This is a genomic window from Pseudomonas sp. Irchel s3b5 (assembly GCF_900187435.1).
GTDB lineage: Bacteria > Pseudomonadota > Gammaproteobacteria > Pseudomonadales > Pseudomonadaceae > Aquipseudomonas.
The window spans coordinates 291,718-307,225 of record NZ_FYDY01000001.1 but is presented as its reverse complement, the minus strand read 5'-3'; the positions used below and the strand labels follow the sequence as shown (position 1 = coordinate 307,225).

The window sequence follows — 15,508 nt, the reverse complement described above, 5'->3', positions numbered from 1 at the left end:
TCGGGTTTACGCGATTGAACTGTAGGAGCCGGCTTGCTGGCGATGGCGGCCGAACGGTCGACACATAAACAAGGAACACGCCCATGGCTGTAAAAATTCTCTGGTACCTCACCACCCCCGACGGACCTTATCCGTGGGAACCGGAAGGGCGTTGGAAAACCGATTTCGAACATTTGAAGCAACTGGCTGTGGCCAGCGATCGCTTGGGGTATTACGGGTCGCTGCTAGGCTCCAGTCCCAACGAAAGCCTGGCTGTTTCTGCCGCGTTGATCGATGCCACCCAGCGCCTGCGTTTTTTGGTGGCGCAGCACCCCGGCGAGTTGTCGCCAGCGGTGTTGGCCAAGTGGGCGCTGACGTTCGATCAATTTTCCAACGGCCGTCTGTTGTTCAACGTCGTCAACGGCAACGACGCCGGCCTGGCTACCCTCGGCGTGCATTACCCGCACGATGAGCGCTATGACTTCAGCCTCGAATACTGGCGCGCCTTTCAAAACTTCTACGCCGGCGACACCTCAGGCTATGACGGTCAATACGTCAAACTCGCCCCTCGCTCGCCGGCGGCTGCCAGTCATCCCCTGGGCGGGTGGCATCCGCCGAAACAGAAACCCGGCATTCCTTTGTGGGGCGCTGGCACCTCGGGCCCTGGCATTGCCCATTCGGTGCAGTTGCTCGACGTCTACCTGAGTTTCGCCAACACCCCACCAAAGCTTGGCGAGAAGTTTCGCAAAGTGGCGGCGGAGGCGGCGAAGATCGGCCGTGAGCTGACCTTCGGCACGCGCCTGCAAATCATCGTCCGTGAGACCGAAGAGGAAGCCTGGGCTCATGCCGAAAAACTCTTGCAGCGTACGTCGCTGCAAACTGCACGCACGGCCATCGAACGGCAACTGCCCCCCGGCCAAACCCTGGAAAGCTTCCACAGCGACGACCCGCAAATCCAGCGCAACGTCGAAGCCATTCGTGCGGGTCGCCTGCCTAAGGCACGGGACCTGGAGATCTACCCCAACGTCTGGCTCGGCCCGAGCCTGTTCGGCTTCAACATCCTCGGTCCGGCCGCTGGCACTTATCTGGTAGGCAGCGCCGAGCAGGTCGCCGAGCGCATTCGTGAATACGAAGCGCAAGGCACGTCGGCGTTCATTCTCTCAGGCTTCCCGTTGATCGATGAGGCGCACCGCGTGGCCGATCTGTTGTTCCCGTTGCTCGACCTGGATCACGGTTTCGAGGTGCCGCGCCTGCGGGCTGAGACGCCGGTTCTGCAACGCGCCAACGTAGTCGAGCAGGCCTGAGGAGTCAGTCATGAGAGAAGGATTTTCCCGTCGCAGGTTTCTCGGTAACGGCCTGGCGGTCGGCGGTGGCCTGATACTCGGCAGCAGCCTGCTCAGCGGTTGCGACAGTGGCGCGGCCGTCAGTGGCGCAGCAGCGTTGTCCAGCACTCCGGTGCGCGGCGGGCGCTTGCGGGTGGGCATCATTGATGGCGACCAATCCGGCAACCTCGATGCGCACAAACCGGTGGGCGGCGGGATCATTCGCGGCTGGGCGTTGTACAGCAAGTTCTGGGAATGGAACACCGATGTCAGCACGCGTCTGGCCTTGGCCGAATTTGCCGAGCCCAACGCAGATGCCAGCGCCTGGACCATTCGCATCAAGCCAGGGTTGGAATTTCACCACGGCAAGAGCATTGGTGCCGACGATATGCTGTTCTCGATCCTGCGCCTGACCGACCCGAAACTGGCGTCGCCGTTTGCTGGCCTGGTGGGGGCGATCGACCGCAATGCGTTGCGCAAACTGGACGAGCGCACCATTGAAATTCGCTTCAAGGAGGGCCAAAGCTTCTATCCGCTGGATGAAACCTTGATCAGTTTTGGTGGCATCGTCCCCACCGATTACGACCCGATCAGCAATCCGGTGGGGGCCGGGCCTTATAAGCTCAAGAGTTTCATTCCGGGTCAGCGCTCGCTCTACCAGCGTTTCGAAAACTACTACAAACCCGGTCAACCCTATGCCGATGAGCTGGAAATCATCGAGTTCAAGGATCAGGTGTCCCGCGCCGCGGCCTTGCGAGCCGGACAAATCGATGTCGCCAGCGGCGTGCAGGCCGAACACAGCGCGCTGCTCAAGGCCGATTCACGTCTCAAGTTATACGCCTCGCCTAGCACATCGTTTACCGGTTTCAACCTGAATCTGGCCAAGGCGCCGTTTCAGGATCAGCGTGTGCGTCAGGCATTTCGGCTGCTGGCCGACCGTCGCGAACTGGTCGACCGTGGGCTCAATGGTTTCGGGCGGATCGCCAATGACCTGTATTCCCCCCACGACCCGACTTACAACCACAGCATTGCCCAGCGACCGTACGACCTGGAACAGGCGCGTTCCCTGCTGCGCCAGGCTGGGCAAGACGATCTGCGGGTGGAGCTGACCACCACGCCGGGGCCCGGCGTCAATGCGGCGTTGGTGTTCGCCCAGCAAGCAAAAAAGGCTGGGGTCGAGATAAAGGTCACCCAGGTCGATGGCTCTGTGTTCAATGGTCCGCAACGGGAAAACTGGTTGTTATCACCGGGCTCGACGCCGGCTCGGGGTTTCCTGGCGTCGGCGCTGCATAACGACGCGCCGCAGGCTATTTACAACCGCAGCAATTTCCACGATGAGCGCTTCACTTCGCTGTACCAACAGGCTCTGGCGCAGCCCGATCTGGAGCGGCGCAAGCTGCTGGTGCATGAGGCTCAAAGCATTCAGCACGAGCGCGGCGGCTTACTGATCTGGGGCTTCAATGACGTGCTGGATGCTGCCTCTGTTCGGGTCGGAGGGTTGGCGCCTGAACAGACGACGTTTGCTTCATGGCGTTTCGATGAGATGTGGGTGAACCATGCCTGAGCCATCCTGCAAAACCCCGCGCACGCCAGCCTGGTTGTCCTGGTTCATCGGACGATTGGGCTATGGCCTGCTGACCGCATGGGTCATCAGCCTGGTGGTGTTCATTGCCACGCAGGCACTGCCCTCGGACCCGGCGCGGGTGATCCTGGGCCCGGACGCACCGCTGGAAAGCATCCTCACGCTGCAAAGGCAGTTGGGCCTGGATCGACCGATTCTCGAGCAATACCTGCGCTGGCTCGGCCACGCACTGAGCGGCGAGTTGGGCGTGTCGCTCGACTCCAATGCGCCGGTCGGCAGCATCCTGTTCGGCCGCTTCGGCTACACGTTGGCGCTGTTGGCTGGCGTGATTGCCGTTGTGGTGCCAGCGGCGTTACTGCTCGGCGTGTCACTGGCCTTGCGGCGTGACAGTCGCCTGGATCGCTGGAGCCTGTCGCTGTTGATTTTCCTCAAGGCCACGCCGGGTTTCCTCTTGGCCATCGGCCTGGTGTTGCTGTTTTCTATGCCGCACATGGACGTGCTGCCGGCGGTGTCGATTCTCGATCCGGACAAGTCCCTGCTGCGTCAATTGCAGTTTCTGGTGTTGCCGGTGCTGGCCCTGAGTCTGTCGGCATTGCCGTACCTGACGCGCATGGTACGGGCTTCGATGATTGAAGCGCTGGAGTCCGACTATGTCGTCGCTGCCAGATTACGGGGGATTCCCGAGTGGCGAATCGTCTGGCGGCACACGTTGCCCAATGCATTGATTCCGGCGATCCAGGGCGTAGCCCTGACCTTGCGTACGCTGATCGGCGGGGCGCTGCTGGCCGAGGTGATTTTCAGCTATCCGGGTATTGGCACCTCGTTGAACTCGGCGATTCAGATGCGCGATTTGCCGATGGTCCAGGCCATTGTGCTGGTGATCACTCTGGGCGTGGTGCTGATCAACCTGTTCGCGGATCTGCTGACGGTGTTGTTGACCCCGAAACTGCGGACCGCCCGCCGAGTAACCATGATCCGGCGCAGTCGTCGGGGCATCCAGCCCTGGTGGCGTCGCTCCCCATCCAAGGCGCCTTGAGAGGTGATGCATGACTGACTCCCGACGTTTGCGCTGGCAACTGTGGCTGGCGGAACCGCAAACCCGCAAGGGCGCACTGATCACTCTGTCGGTGGTGGTGCTGGCGTTGTTTGGCCCTTTTTTAGCTCCACACAGCCCGACAGAAATGGTCGGCTCGGTGTACGGCGCACCTGTGGAGGCGGCATGGTTGGGCTATGACTTCCTCGGGCATGACGTGTTGTCACGCTTGCTCAGTGGCGGCCTGTCGGTGCTGTGGATGTCGGTGGCTGCGGCCTCGATCGCACTATTGACCGGTAGTACGCTGGGCCTGTTGGCGGGATTTTCCCGGCGGCGCCTGGACCAATTGATCACCTGGTTGGCGGACGTGTCGCTGGCTTTTCCCGACCTGATTCTGGTGCTGTTGATCGTCTCGATGCTGGGGCGTGCGCCTTGGCTGATCGTGCTGACCGTGTCCATCGCGTTCACACCGGGAGTGATTCGCCTGGCCCGTGGCAGCGCGGTGGCAGTGGCGGGGCAGGAGTTCGTCGAGGCGGCACAGATGATGGGGTACTCAAGGCGACGGATTCTGTTCAAGGAGATCCTGCCCAATATCCTCACACCGCTGCTGGTGCACTTCGGCAACATGCTGACCTGGGGCGTGGGCATGCTCTCGGGCCTGAGTTTTCTCGGTTACGGCGTGGCCCCGCCGACCGCCGATTGGGGGCTGATGATCAATGAAAATCAGGCGGGGTTGCTGGTACAGCCGTGGGCGGTATTGGCCCCGGCCATCCTGATCGGCATCTTCGCCTATGGCACCAATATTCTGGCTGAAGGCATCGGCCGCAGCACCTCTCGGATCGGAGACAAACAACCATGAATGCCATTGCCGGGATTGAGGCGCGCCCCTCTGTGGCGAGCTCGCAAGTGTTGCAAGTTCGGGAACTGCGCGTCGAGTTGGCGGGGCAGATCGATGTGTTGTCGGGCGTGACCTTCAGTCTGCAGGCCGGAGAAATTCTGGGATTGGTCGGCGAATCCGGTTCGGGCAAGACCACGCTCGCCACCGCGTTGTTGGCGCATGCCCGGCGCGGCGCGCGGATTGTCGGTGGGCAGGTCGAAGTGTCCGGTCAATCGTTACTGACACTGCAGGGCGAAGCCTTGCGCCGGGCCCGGGGCAGCCTGATAGGCTATGTCGCCCAGGACCCGGCGACCGCGCTCAATCCGGCGCTGCGCATTGGCAGCTTGCTGCGTGAAACGCTGGAGGCGCATCAGACCGGCCTCGATCGCGCCGCGCAACGGCAGCGCATCGTCGAGACCTTGCGCGATGTGGGTTTGCCGGAAGATGCAGAGTTTTTGCAGCGTTTTCCCCATCAACTGTCCGGTGGCCAGCAGCAGCGGGTGATGCTGGCGCTGGCGTTCGTCTTGCGCCCGGCGCTGATCGTCCTCGATGAGCCCACCACCGCGCTGGATGTCACGACCCAGGCGCACATCCTGGCCACGTTGCGCCGGTTGTGCAAAAGCCTGGGCGTCGCGGCGGTGTATGTGTCCCACGACCTGGCGGTGATCAAGGACCTGGTAGACCGGGTGATGGTGATGTACGCCGGGCGTCTGGTCGAAGTCGCCAGCCGCGAAGCATTGTTCAACCGCCCGGCTCATCCCTATACCCGAGGGTTGTTGGCGGCGATACCGGATGTGGCGCAGCGCCGTGAATTGCTGGCGATTGCCGGGCATGCACCGGCACCGGGGCAACGGCCGCCAGGTTGTGCCTTCGCACCCAGGTGCGCACGTCGCCTGGCCGGGTGCTCGACGGGTGAGCCACTATTGCAGGACCTGTCGTCACAGCAGCGGGTGGCCTGCCTGTCCCCGCATCTTCAGCCCTTGACGCCGATTGCTCAAAGCCCGGTGTTGCCCGTCGCCGAAGCACAGGCGCGCACGCCGCTGCTGGAAATCAAGGACCTGAACGTGGCCTACGACCGTCAGGTGTTGTTTGACGTTTCTCTGCGCGTGGCGGCGGGTGAGTGCCTGGCGTTGGTCGGTGAGTCCGGCTCGGGCAAGACCAGTCTGGCGCGTGCCGTTGCCGGGCTGGGCGAAAACGCCGAGGGCGAGTTGCGGTATGCGGGCGAGTCGTTGAGCCTGTCGGCGCGCAAGCGTGACGGCGGACAGCGTCATCAGATCCAGTACATCTTTCAGAATCCGTATCGGGCGCTGAATCCTCGTCAAACGGTTTTCCAGACCCTGAGTGCGCCGCTGGAGCACTTTTTCGGCATCAAGGGTGACGCGGCCCGGGTGCGCGTGGATGCCGTGCTCAAGCGGGTTTCTCTGCCGGGATCGATGGCGTCGCAGTATCCCCACAGCCTGTCCGGTGGCGAGCGCCAGCGCGTGGCGATTGCCCGGGCGCTGATTTGCGAACCAAGGCTACTGATCTGCGATGAAATCACCTCGGCATTGGACGTCTCGGTGCAGGCGTCGATCCTGGCGCTGTTGCGGCAACTGCAAGAAGAAGGACTGACGCTGCTGTTCGTCACCCATGACTTGGGTGTGGTTCGCGCCATTGCCGACCGGGTGTTGGTGTTGAAATTGGGTCGTGTGGTGGAGCAAGGGCGGGTGGATGCGGTACTGGACCAACCGCAAGCGGCCTATACGCGCACATTGCTGGAAAACTCGCCGACATTGCGGTGACGCCAATCGCCAGCAAGCCGGCTCCTACAATGCTGAAATATAATGCGACACACCCTTGTAGGAGCCGGCTTGCTGGCGATAGCAGCCGCCCAGAAACATCCAGAACCAGAGCTTGAAGACGATCTTTCGCCTGCCTACTAGCCTGTTGTTTTTGTCTCAAACACAGGAGGGCAATGGAATGCCTGATCTTCCCCACGCCAATCGCCTGCGCGCCGGGCGCTATTCCCAATCCGGGCAAATCTACCTGCTCACCGCCGTCACCTATCACCGTGATCCCGTATTTGCCAATTGGCGTACGGGGCGTCTGGTGGTGGATCAATTTCGCCAAACCCAGGCAGAAGAATGGGCCGACTCACTGGCGTAGGTGGTCATGCCCGACCATTTCCATTGGTTGGTGGAACTGAAGAACAGCACGCTGCCGGCGTTGATGCTGGCTACTAAATCTCGCAGTGCACGAGCCATCAATGCCCACCTGGGACGCAGTGGCCGCCTATGGCAAAAAGGCTTTCACGACCGGGCAATTCGACGTGAAGAAGATTTGCTGGCGGTGGCACGTTACGTCATTGCCAACCCCATACGAGCAGGCCTTGTCAGGCGAGTACATGATTACCCGTTATGGGACGCGAAATGGCTGTAAGAGCCGGCTTGCCAGCTCCTACAAGGGATGGTTGTGAACAAGGTCCTGTAGGAGCCGGCTTGCTGGCGATTGCGATGGTGGGTGTGCCGCCGTCATCGCTGGCAAGCCAGCTCCTACAAGGGATGGTTGTGAACACGACTCTGTAGGAGCCGGCTTGCTGGCGATGCGATGGAGAATGTGCCGCCGTCATCGCTGGCAAGCCAGCTCCTACAAGGGATCTTGTGAACACGGTTCTGTAGGCACCGGCTTGCTGGCGATGCGATGGTGGATGTGCCGCCGTCATCGCTGGCAAGCCAGCTCCTACAAGGGATCGTTGTGAACACGGTTCTGTAGGAGCCGGCTTGCTGGCGATGGCGTCGTTATGCCACGCGCGTATGGCGGCGGCGTGCTTCTTCGCGTACGGCCGGGATGATCCAGCGGCCGTAATCAACGGTGTCGTAGAACGGATCGTAGCCACGGTTGAGGAAGGTCGTCACACCCAGGTCGACGTAATCGAGCAAGGCCTGGGCCACGGTTTCCGGGGTGCCGACCAGGGCGGTGGTGTCGCCGTAGGCGCCGACGGCGGTGGCGGTGGGCATCCAGAGCGCACGGTCATGGCGATCACCCAGGGCTGCGGCGGCGAGAAGGCGTTCGGAGCCAGTGCCCTTGATGCGTTTTTGCCAAGGGCTACCGGCCGCAAATTGCGGGTTGGCCTTGATCTGTTGAAGAATCTGCTCGGCGCGCTGCCACGCCAATTCCTCGGTGGCACCAAGGATCAAACGCACCGACAAACTGACCTTCGGCGCCTCCACGCCCGCTGCGCTGGCGGCGGCGCGCAGCTTGCCGATTTGCTCGGCAACGCCACTCAACGGCTCACCCCACAATGCGTACAGGTCCGCGTGCTTGACGGCGATCTGGTAGGCGATGTCCGACGAGCCACCAAAAGAAATCGGAATGTGCGGCTTTTGCAAAGGCTTGACCGGTGAGAACGCGCCCTTGATGTTGAAATACTGCCCCTCGAAGTCGAACGGCTCCTCGGCGGTCCAGGTGCGTCGAACGATTTCCAGGTACTCATCGGTACGTTTGTAGCGCTCGGTCTTGTCCAGCAGGAAGTCGCCTTCCTGGGGCTCGGCCGTGATGCCGGTAATGGCGTGCAGGCGAATCCGGCCACCGCCGGTGGTGTGATCGAGCGTCGCAAAGGCTCTGGCGGCGACGGTTGGGGCGGACAGAGCCGGACGATGGGCGATCATGAAACCCAGGCGCTCGGTGTGAGCGGCGGCGTACGCGGCGATCTGCAAACTGTCAGCGCTGCCCGGACCGCTGGCAATCAGCACCCGGTCGAAGCCGGCATGCTCATGGGCTCGGGCATGGTGGCGAATAAACTCCAGATCGAAATCCGGGCTGCGTACACCTCGGGTCTCGGACCACTGGCGGGGGAAAATCATGCCTACAAATTCAATGGACATTGGAACACTCCTGATGGCGGCAAGCGGAATGGCCGCGGGCTTAGAATTGGTAATCGACCTGGGCCAGCACAGTGCGGCCAGGCATGGGTTGCAGGAAGGTATTGGTGGACCCGGCCAGACCGCTGACGAAGTTCAATTCATCCGTCAGGTTGAGTACGCGCAACGTGGTGCTCCACTGCGGCTGGCGGTAGTACACCGCAAGATCGAGGTTGTACTCGTCGGGGATTTTCACGGTCTTGCTCAGGTTCAGGTACCAGCTGCTGGTCCACCAGCCGGACAGCTCGGCACCAAAGCCTGACTCGAAGCGATAGTCGACATAACCACTGGCGGTGTATTCAGGAATCTGTACCGCGTCGAAGCGCCCGGACGGTCGCTGGTTGAGGCTGTTGTTGTCGCCGAACACTGTGCCGTTGTCTGGAATGAACCCCGCCGAGGCAAAACCGGACTGGGAAGCAAATTCGTTGTAGGCGGTGAGTTTCGAAAGGTTCAACGCCGTGCGCAGGTGGTCGTCAGGTTGGTAACGAATGGTCGACTCCACGCCCTTGATCACCAGTCGCGCAATGTTGTTGTTGCTGTCGGGTGACTGATCCCGCTCCTGCTTGAACGCAGCGAGGGTCATGAACAGCTCGTTGGGCACGGCTTCGACCTTCAATCCCACTTCGTGCAACACGCTGAGGCTTTCGAACGCCAACGGGTTGAGCAGGTTGGCTCCGGCGCCGCTGCCCCAGCCCAGGCCGTTGGAGAAGAACCCGGTATTGACCGCCAACGAGCGATCAAAGGTGTAGTACAGCGTGCTGTTTTCGGTGGGCTTTACGTACGGACTGACCTGAAAGGCAAACAGTCGGTAGTTGTCACTGTCCTTGCGCGGGTTGCCGCCGGCGAGTACGAAAGGGTTTTCGATTTCAGCGTCGATCCAGCTGCGGCTGGCGCCGATGTTCAGGCCGACACGCTCACCCAATTTCAGGTTGTGCTGGGTGAACAACGTCTGCGTGGTCCAGGTGCTTTCAGCGGTGTAAGGCGCGACGGATTCGGCGTACAGCCCGTGACCGGCCGGGTACATTGCCGGCAGATTCAGCCAGCCATAGTAGTTGGAGAATTGTGGTACACCGGGCTGGCCGATCCAGGCAGCGTTGCCACCGGCCGGATTGGAACCGGTCAGCCCCAGCAGATCCCCCGGATTCTTGCCCGATGGGTCCTGAGTCAGGTCATAGGCGTTGATGGTCGAGCCGAAACTGTTGTTGGCGGCGATCGACTGGTTGAACTCACGACGGTAGATCAGCCCGGTATTGCTGTCATCACGCAAGGTCAGACCGCCCAGCTGCGTTTCGTTGCGTGAGCGAAACTCAAAGCGGTTATCGAAAATATTGTCCTTGGACTGCACCTGGAAAGAGCCGACGGCGTCGGTCATGTCCCGCGAGCGCTGGTAAAACGTGTTGTTGGCCAGGGTGATGGTCGGCGTCAGATCGGCTTCTGCCCTCAGTTGCGTGGTGAAGCGCCGCGAAGTGTTTTCATCCTCATCGCGCTGACCGGTTTGGGAGGACAGGGAGGTCAGGCCATTGCCGGCCAGCGACGGGTCATAAACCCAGCCGCGCAGGCTGCCCGGCTTGGTTTGTGTGTTAGGAGAGGCGGACTGGAAACTTCCATCGACCACGCTGTATTGGCCCTGAGCGTTCCGTTGGCGCTTGACCCAGCCCAGGGTCGGCGCATCAGCCGCCCCGGAGGCGAGTACCGGCGACCACAAAGTGTTGCCGTTCTGGATGATCGGTGTGGCCCGTCCTGCATAGTATTTTCCGCTGTCCACCAGTTCCTGGTTGGCGCGGTTCCAGCCGTGGGCGATGTTGTAGTCGTAGTAGTCGTCGTAACTGGCATTCCAGTCGACCCGCACGTTGTCATTGCGCCAGGCGAGGGCGCCGTAGAACGCGTCGAAGTTGTTGTCGACGTTGTCGTAGAAATCCTCCTGGCGCTGCTTGGTGATGCTGATCCGGTAGGCCAGGTTGTCGCTGAGTGGGCCGGTGTTATCGACGCTGAATTTACTGGAGTCACGGGATTCACCGTCCGGCACCCAGGCGCCAAGATCACCGCTGAGCCTGGTTTTAAACTCATTGAAATTCGGTTTCTTGCTCAGGTAATTGACGTAGCCACCACTACCGGACACCGAGCCATAGGTCACCGAGGACGGACCGGCGACGATGTCGGCGCCTTCATAGGCGTTGAAGTTGGCCGGGTGCCGCACGCCGTAAGCGCGCTGGCCGTCCTGGAAAACTTCAGAACCCTGGGCGCGAAATTGCGGTGCGATCCCGGCGTTCTGGCCGCCGCCACGGGTGATGCCTGGCGCGTACTTGACCAGGTCGTCGGCGCTGCGGATCGGGTCGTTGGCCAGTTGTTCGGCATTGACCTGAGTGATCGAGCGCGGAGTATCGAGCACTTTGGTTTCGATGCCTCCGTAGATCGAAGACTCGGGCCGGGTGGGCAGGGCGTCATCGTCGGAATCGGCGGCGCTGGCTTGAACAGTGACGGTTTGCAGTTGAGTGTAGGCGGCGAAGGTCGCGGTCGACAGGGTAGAAACGATGACCAATGCCAGAGCATGGCCAGAAGCGGGACGAACGAAGCCGATAGAGGGCATGAAAATGTGCCTCGATAGATAAATTCATTGAATGGCGCAAACGTCATAACGGCCACCACCGACCTGTAGGAGCCGGCTTGTTGCGGGCGGCGTTCCGACGATGGCGGCCGTGATGACGCCATCGCCGGCAAGCCGGCTCCTACAGGTCGGTGGTGTAGGGTCGACCGTGGGGTGTCAGCGCCCGTGTGGGTTATGCCGTGTCTTTCAGCCAGAGCTTTTCAAAGCGCCAGGTGCTGAATAGCGACTCTTCTGCCGCCGCACCGCCCACGCGGTTGGCCACGCTGTCGAGCAGGTCGGCATAACCCCAGATCAACATGCCGCCGCGTTCGTACTGGATCTGCTGCACCTGGTGGACCAATGCCCTGCGTTTCTCCAGGTCGGGTTGGGCCATGGCCGCCAGAAACAGCTCGCTGAACTGCGGATCGTTGAAATGGGTTTTGTTCGACACGGCAAACGGCGCGTCGGTGTGAATCGCGCTGGCCAGAAACGGCGCGCCGATGCTGCCGCCGGTACTCAGCGTCCAGTCGTTGCGCAGCGGTCCCTGGTATGTGGCCAGGTCGACCTGCTTGACCTTGAGCGTGACACCAATGCGCTTGGCCTGTTCGGCCAGCACCAACGCTGAGGTCAGCCCCGGACCGGGTGTTGTCACCAGTTCCAGTTCAAGGTTTTCATGCCCGGCTTCCTTGAGCAGTTGCGCCGCACGTTGCGGGTTGTGAGGGCGCGGCCCAAGCGTGCGGTTGAAGGTCGGATCGCTCGGCGCATAAAGGTCGTTGGCCACTCGGCCCTGACCGTTTAGCGCCCGGCGCACCAGTTCCTCCCTGTCGGCCAGCAGACGAAATGCCTCCCGTACCCGTGGATCGTTAAACGGCGGTTTGTCGAGATTCATGTCGAACGACAACCAGTTACCGGTGACTGATTTGAGCACCTTCAACCGTGGGTCGCGCTGCAGCACTTCCAGCTGTTCGGTGGGCATTACGTTGGCCATGTCGATCTGCCCGGAACGCAGGGCCGCCAAGCGCGAAACCTGGTCCTTGAAGTCGATGATTTCCAGCTCATCGGCGTAAGGTTTACCGTCCTTGTAGTAGTTCTCGAACCGCGTGAACAGTGAACGCTGGCCGGGGGTGAAACTTTTCAATTTGTACGGGCCTGCGCCCACCGGGTTGGTCACTGGGTGATAGTCCACCGGCACGATCCCGCCAAAGTTGACCCAGGTTTCCGCCAGCGGCATGTAGCTGCGGCCCTCACGAAAGTTCAGGCGCACGGTGCGCGAATCGAGTTTGACCAGGTTGTCGCGGTCCACCCAGTGCAGCAGCGCGGCGTAGGGCGAGGCCAGTTGTGGATCGGTGAGGCGGCGAATGGAGAACATCAGGTCATCGGCGTCGATGGTTTTGCCATGGTGAAATTCCAGGTCCGGACGCAGGCGCAATGTCCAGCTGCTGGCATCGGCATTCGGCTCGGCGAATTCGGCCAGGGCCAGACGCGGTTGCATTTGCTCGTCCCATTCCCACAACTTGCTGTAGAGAGCAAAGCCACGAACGATACCGCTGCCAATGGGTTTGTGCGCGTCGAGGTTGCCGCTCTGGTTGCCGTCGAGAATGCCCAGGCGCAGACGTCCGCCATACCGCGGCTGATTGTCGGCAGTGGCGCTGGCGGTTGGCTTTTCGCTGCTCGGACCGCAGCCTGCGAGTAGGCCGCCACCGAGCAGCAAGCCACCGCCAAGCAGCGCGCTGTGGCCGAGAAAATCCCGGCGGCTGAACAATGAGTGATCGTCGCTCATGGCATCAGGCTCCGGTCGGACCGTTGGCGGAGCGCAACTCCAGCGGCGCTTCGGCAGGGCGACTGAGCTCTACACGGTCGCTGCGAAAGTGCGGCAGGACGTGTTCACCCAAGCGATAGGCTTCTTCCAGGTGCGGGTAGCCGGCCAGGAAGAACAGATCGATGCCGATGGCGTTGTACTCGCGGATCCGCGCCACGACATTCTCGTAGCTGCCGACCAGGGCACAGCCCGGCGGGATGCCGATGTAGCCAAAACCGGTCCAGACGTTGGGGTGGATGAAGAAGTCGTCGAAGGCCTGGGTTTCGGTCTTTTGCGCGAACTGGTTTTCATAGCTGAGCTTGCGTGCGGTGCGCAGCCCGGCATGGGCTGCCACTGCCTTGACCGCGCCCCTGGCGATGCCTTCGTCGAAGAACCGCTTGGCTTCGGTGCGAGCCAGTTCCTCGGTTTCCCGGGTAATGACATCGATCGACAAGCCGAAGCGAATATCGGTGCGCCCGTACTTCAGGGCACGCTCACGAATGTCGGCAATCAACGCGGCAATTTCATCCGGATGCTCGGCGCGCATCAGATAAAAGTCGGCGTGTTTGGCCGCGAACTCCCGAGCCGGGATCGATGAGCCCGCGGTGCAGATCAGTGGCAGCTCGGCCTTCTTCAGCGGCCCGCGCAAGCCACCCCCTTCGGCTTTATAGAATTTGCCCTCGTAGTGGAAGTTCTCGTTGTGCCAATAACCCTTGACCACGTCCATGAACTCGATGGCCCGCTCATAACGCTCATCGTGATCGCTGAAGTCACCGACCTGGCGCTGAATCGCATCCGAGCCGCCGTTGATGATGTTCCAGATCAGGCGGTTGCCGGTGGCGCGCTGATAGGTCGCGGCCTGCTGCACCGCCACCCACGGCGTGTAGTGATAGGGCTGGAATGCGGTGACGAATTTCAGCGTGCGGGTTTCCCGGGCCAGCAGCGAGCAGACGGTCCAGGGTTCTTCGCCGGTGGGCGCATTGACCATCAGGGCACCGCCGAAGCCATTGATTTCCGCAGCCTTGGCGATTTGCCCGAGGTAGTCGATGTAGGTGAAGTGATCGCCGACGCTGAAGCCCGAGACCGCGCCGGTGCTCGGCCCGCCACGATGCCAGTCACCACGGTTGCGCGGGTCGCCGGGCAGGAACTGGGTTTCGCCATGCAGAGGCAGGCGAGTGAAAAATTCAATGCTCATGTCGAGGGCTCCGTCTCACTGCACGCTGGGGTTGCAGATGGGGGTGATGGGCTGACCGTTGATGACCTTGTGGGCGAACGGCACCGAATCCTTGAGGGAGGCGTTGACCGTTTCGCTATGACCCAGCCCTTTGTAGAGATGGCCCTCAACCACTGAGCCGGTCTTGCAGGCGTCCTGCATCAGCGCGACCTGGGTTGAGGCCGCCGGGGTTTTGTCTTCGGCGCCGGTGCCGATGAAGATCGGCTGGGCCAACTTCAGCGTCGGGTAGGACACTTGCTTCTGCCACGCCGCGAGCTGGTCGCCCTGGTAGTCTTTTTTGGCATTGGCCGGTGTCAGGCCGACGCCGACCACATCGCTGACCAGGGCCGCCAGGCAGCTGGTGCGGGCTTGCTCGAACAGTGGCAGCGCCTTGTCGGTGTAGAAATCCTTGGGGTTGATGCTCGGGTCGTACTGCTGCGCCGCCAGCAAGGTGTAGAAACCGTAGGCGAGGGACGCGTCGACCTTGTTGACGTCCTGTTCACCGACGTTTTTCGCACCCACGGTGTAGATCACGCCGGTGCCGATGCTGCCTTTGACACCGAGGTCCGGCGCATAAGTCGGTGCGTAGGCGGCGGAGGCGAAGGCGCCTGCGCCCCCTTGGGACTGCCCGACGATCAACACTTTGTTGGCCAGCCCCGGAACACCGGCGACCACGGCTTTGGCCGCATCGAGAATGCCGTAGGCCGCCATGCGATTGTTCAGCAACGGGTGCCCACCGGGTACGCCAAGGCCCTGATAATCGGTGGCGACAATGGCATAACCTTCGTCCAGCCAGCGGCTGAGGTACTGCACGTCACGATAGGAGCGGCCCTGCCACGACGGCGCGCAAACGTCCGCAATGCCGACCGTGCCATGGCCCCAGCTGGCGACCGGCCAACCGCCGGCAGGTGCCTTGCCCTTGGGCAGGAACAAGGTGCCGGAGACCACGATCGGGGTCTTGTTGTCGATGCCGTCGGTGGAGGTGTAGAGAATTCGTTGCGCACTGGCGGCGTTGGGCAGGCTAAGGGTCTTTTCCAACGGCTCGCTACGCAGCAGTTTGCCAGGCGTAGCCGGGATGATTTCTTGCCAGGTATAGAACGCCGAGACACGGCCGTCACCTTGTTGCGAATCGGGTTTTGGTGCGTGTGTGCCGGCCGCCATGGCCGTGATGGACAGCGCCAGGACACTCAAACCGAAGACGAATTTTTGTGGCAGTTTCAT

At 61.6% G+C, this 15,508-nt stretch carries 10 protein-coding genes and 1 pseudogene; 6 read left to right on the top strand and 5 right to left on the bottom strand.

Annotated elements, in window-relative coordinates; genetic code table 11:
- The first annotated feature begins 83 nt into the window (after positions 1-83).
- From CKW15_RS01300 to CKW15_RS01275, 6 genes and pseudogenes are all read left to right on the top strand, one after another.
- Positions 84-1,283: an LLM class flavin-dependent oxidoreductase gene (locus CKW15_RS01300; RefSeq protein ID WP_095151355.1), complete on the top strand. Its 1,200-nt coding sequence runs from the start codon at positions 84-86 to the stop codon at positions 1,281-1,283.
- Between the two features lie 10 nt (positions 1,284-1,293).
- Positions 1,294-2,865 (top strand): ABC transporter substrate-binding protein, encoded by a 1,572-nt coding sequence (locus CKW15_RS01295; RefSeq protein WP_095151354.1) that lies wholly within the window; start codon positions 1,294-1,296, stop codon positions 2,863-2,865.
- Positions 2,858-3,919 (top strand): ABC transporter permease, encoded by a 1,062-nt coding sequence (locus CKW15_RS01290; protein ID WP_095151353.1) that lies wholly within the window; start codon positions 2,858-2,860, stop codon positions 3,917-3,919. Before CKW15_RS01295 ends, CKW15_RS01290 begins: the two co-directional genes overlap by 8 nt.
- A gap of 10 nt (positions 3,920-3,929) precedes the next feature.
- Positions 3,930-4,775 (top strand): ABC transporter permease, encoded by an 846-nt coding sequence (locus CKW15_RS01285; protein WP_095151352.1) that lies wholly within the window; start codon positions 3,930-3,932, stop codon positions 4,773-4,775.
- Complete coding sequence (locus CKW15_RS01280) at positions 4,772-6,574, top strand: ABC transporter ATP-binding protein (protein WP_095151351.1); 1,803 nt, start codon at positions 4,772-4,774, stop codon at positions 6,572-6,574. The genes CKW15_RS01285 and CKW15_RS01280 overlap by 4 nt, the downstream gene beginning before the upstream one ends.
- A gap of 178 nt (positions 6,575-6,752) precedes the next feature.
- Positions 6,753-7,211: pseudogene (locus CKW15_RS01275) on the top strand (transposase).
- A 359-nt stretch (positions 7,212-7,570) separates the two neighbouring features.
- Here CKW15_RS01275 and CKW15_RS01270 read toward each other — a convergent pair.
- The 5 genes from CKW15_RS01270 to CKW15_RS01250 form a co-directional block, all read right to left on the bottom strand.
- Positions 7,571-8,656 carry an LLM class flavin-dependent oxidoreductase gene (locus tag CKW15_RS01270; RefSeq protein ID WP_095151350.1) on the bottom strand — a complete coding sequence of 362 codons (1,086 nt, stop codon included), beginning with the start codon at positions 8,654-8,656 and terminating at the stop codon, positions 7,571-7,573.
- A 40-nt stretch (positions 8,657-8,696) separates the two neighbouring features.
- Positions 8,697-11,279 (bottom strand): TonB-dependent receptor plug domain-containing protein, encoded by a 2,583-nt coding sequence (locus CKW15_RS01265; protein ID WP_095151349.1) that lies wholly within the window; start codon positions 11,277-11,279, stop codon positions 8,697-8,699.
- Between the two features lie 190 nt (positions 11,280-11,469).
- Positions 11,470-13,056: an ABC transporter substrate-binding protein gene (locus CKW15_RS01260; RefSeq protein ID WP_095151348.1), complete on the bottom strand. Its 1,587-nt coding sequence runs from the start codon at positions 13,054-13,056 to the stop codon at positions 11,470-11,472.
- Between the two features lie 4 nt (positions 13,057-13,060).
- Positions 13,061-14,269: an LLM class flavin-dependent oxidoreductase gene (locus CKW15_RS01255; RefSeq protein WP_095151347.1), complete on the bottom strand. Its 1,209-nt coding sequence runs from the start codon at positions 14,267-14,269 to the stop codon at positions 13,061-13,063.
- 15 nt (positions 14,270-14,284) lie between these two features.
- Positions 14,285-15,508, bottom strand: coding sequence for a lipase family protein (locus CKW15_RS01250; RefSeq protein ID WP_095151346.1), 1,224 nt, complete (start codon positions 15,506-15,508; stop codon positions 14,285-14,287).

What these genes read in the sequence shown, in the direction of transcription:
- CKW15_RS01270 (WP_095151350.1), bottom strand. Translation starts at nt 8,656, where the DNA reads ATGTCCATTGAATTTGTAGGCATGATTTTCCCCCGCCAGTGGTCCGAG.
- CKW15_RS01265 (WP_095151349.1), bottom strand. Translation starts at nt 11,279, where the DNA reads ATGCCCTCTATCGGCTTCGTTCGTCCCGCTTCTGGCCATGCTCTGGCA.
- CKW15_RS01295 (WP_095151354.1), top strand. Translation starts at nt 1,294, where the DNA reads ATGAGAGAAGGATTTTCCCGTCGCAGGTTTCTCGGTAACGGCCTGGCG.
- CKW15_RS01250 (WP_095151346.1), bottom strand. Translation starts at nt 15,508, where the DNA reads ATGAAACTGCCACAAAAATTCGTCTTCGGTTTGAGTGTCCTGGCGCTG.
- CKW15_RS01280 (WP_095151351.1), top strand. Translation starts at nt 4,772, where the DNA reads ATGAATGCCATTGCCGGGATTGAGGCGCGCCCCTCTGTGGCGAGCTCG.
- CKW15_RS01300 (WP_095151355.1), top strand. Translation starts at nt 84, where the DNA reads ATGGCTGTAAAAATTCTCTGGTACCTCACCACCCCCGACGGACCTTAT.
- CKW15_RS01290 (WP_095151353.1), top strand. Translation starts at nt 2,858, where the DNA reads ATGCCTGAGCCATCCTGCAAAACCCCGCGCACGCCAGCCTGGTTGTCC.
- CKW15_RS01260 (WP_095151348.1), bottom strand. Translation starts at nt 13,056, where the DNA reads ATGAGCGACGATCACTCATTGTTCAGCCGCCGGGATTTTCTCGGCCAC.
- CKW15_RS01285 (WP_095151352.1), top strand. Translation starts at nt 3,930, where the DNA reads ATGACTGACTCCCGACGTTTGCGCTGGCAACTGTGGCTGGCGGAACCG.
- CKW15_RS01255 (WP_095151347.1), bottom strand. Translation starts at nt 14,269, where the DNA reads ATGAGCATTGAATTTTTCACTCGCCTGCCTCTGCATGGCGAAACCCAG.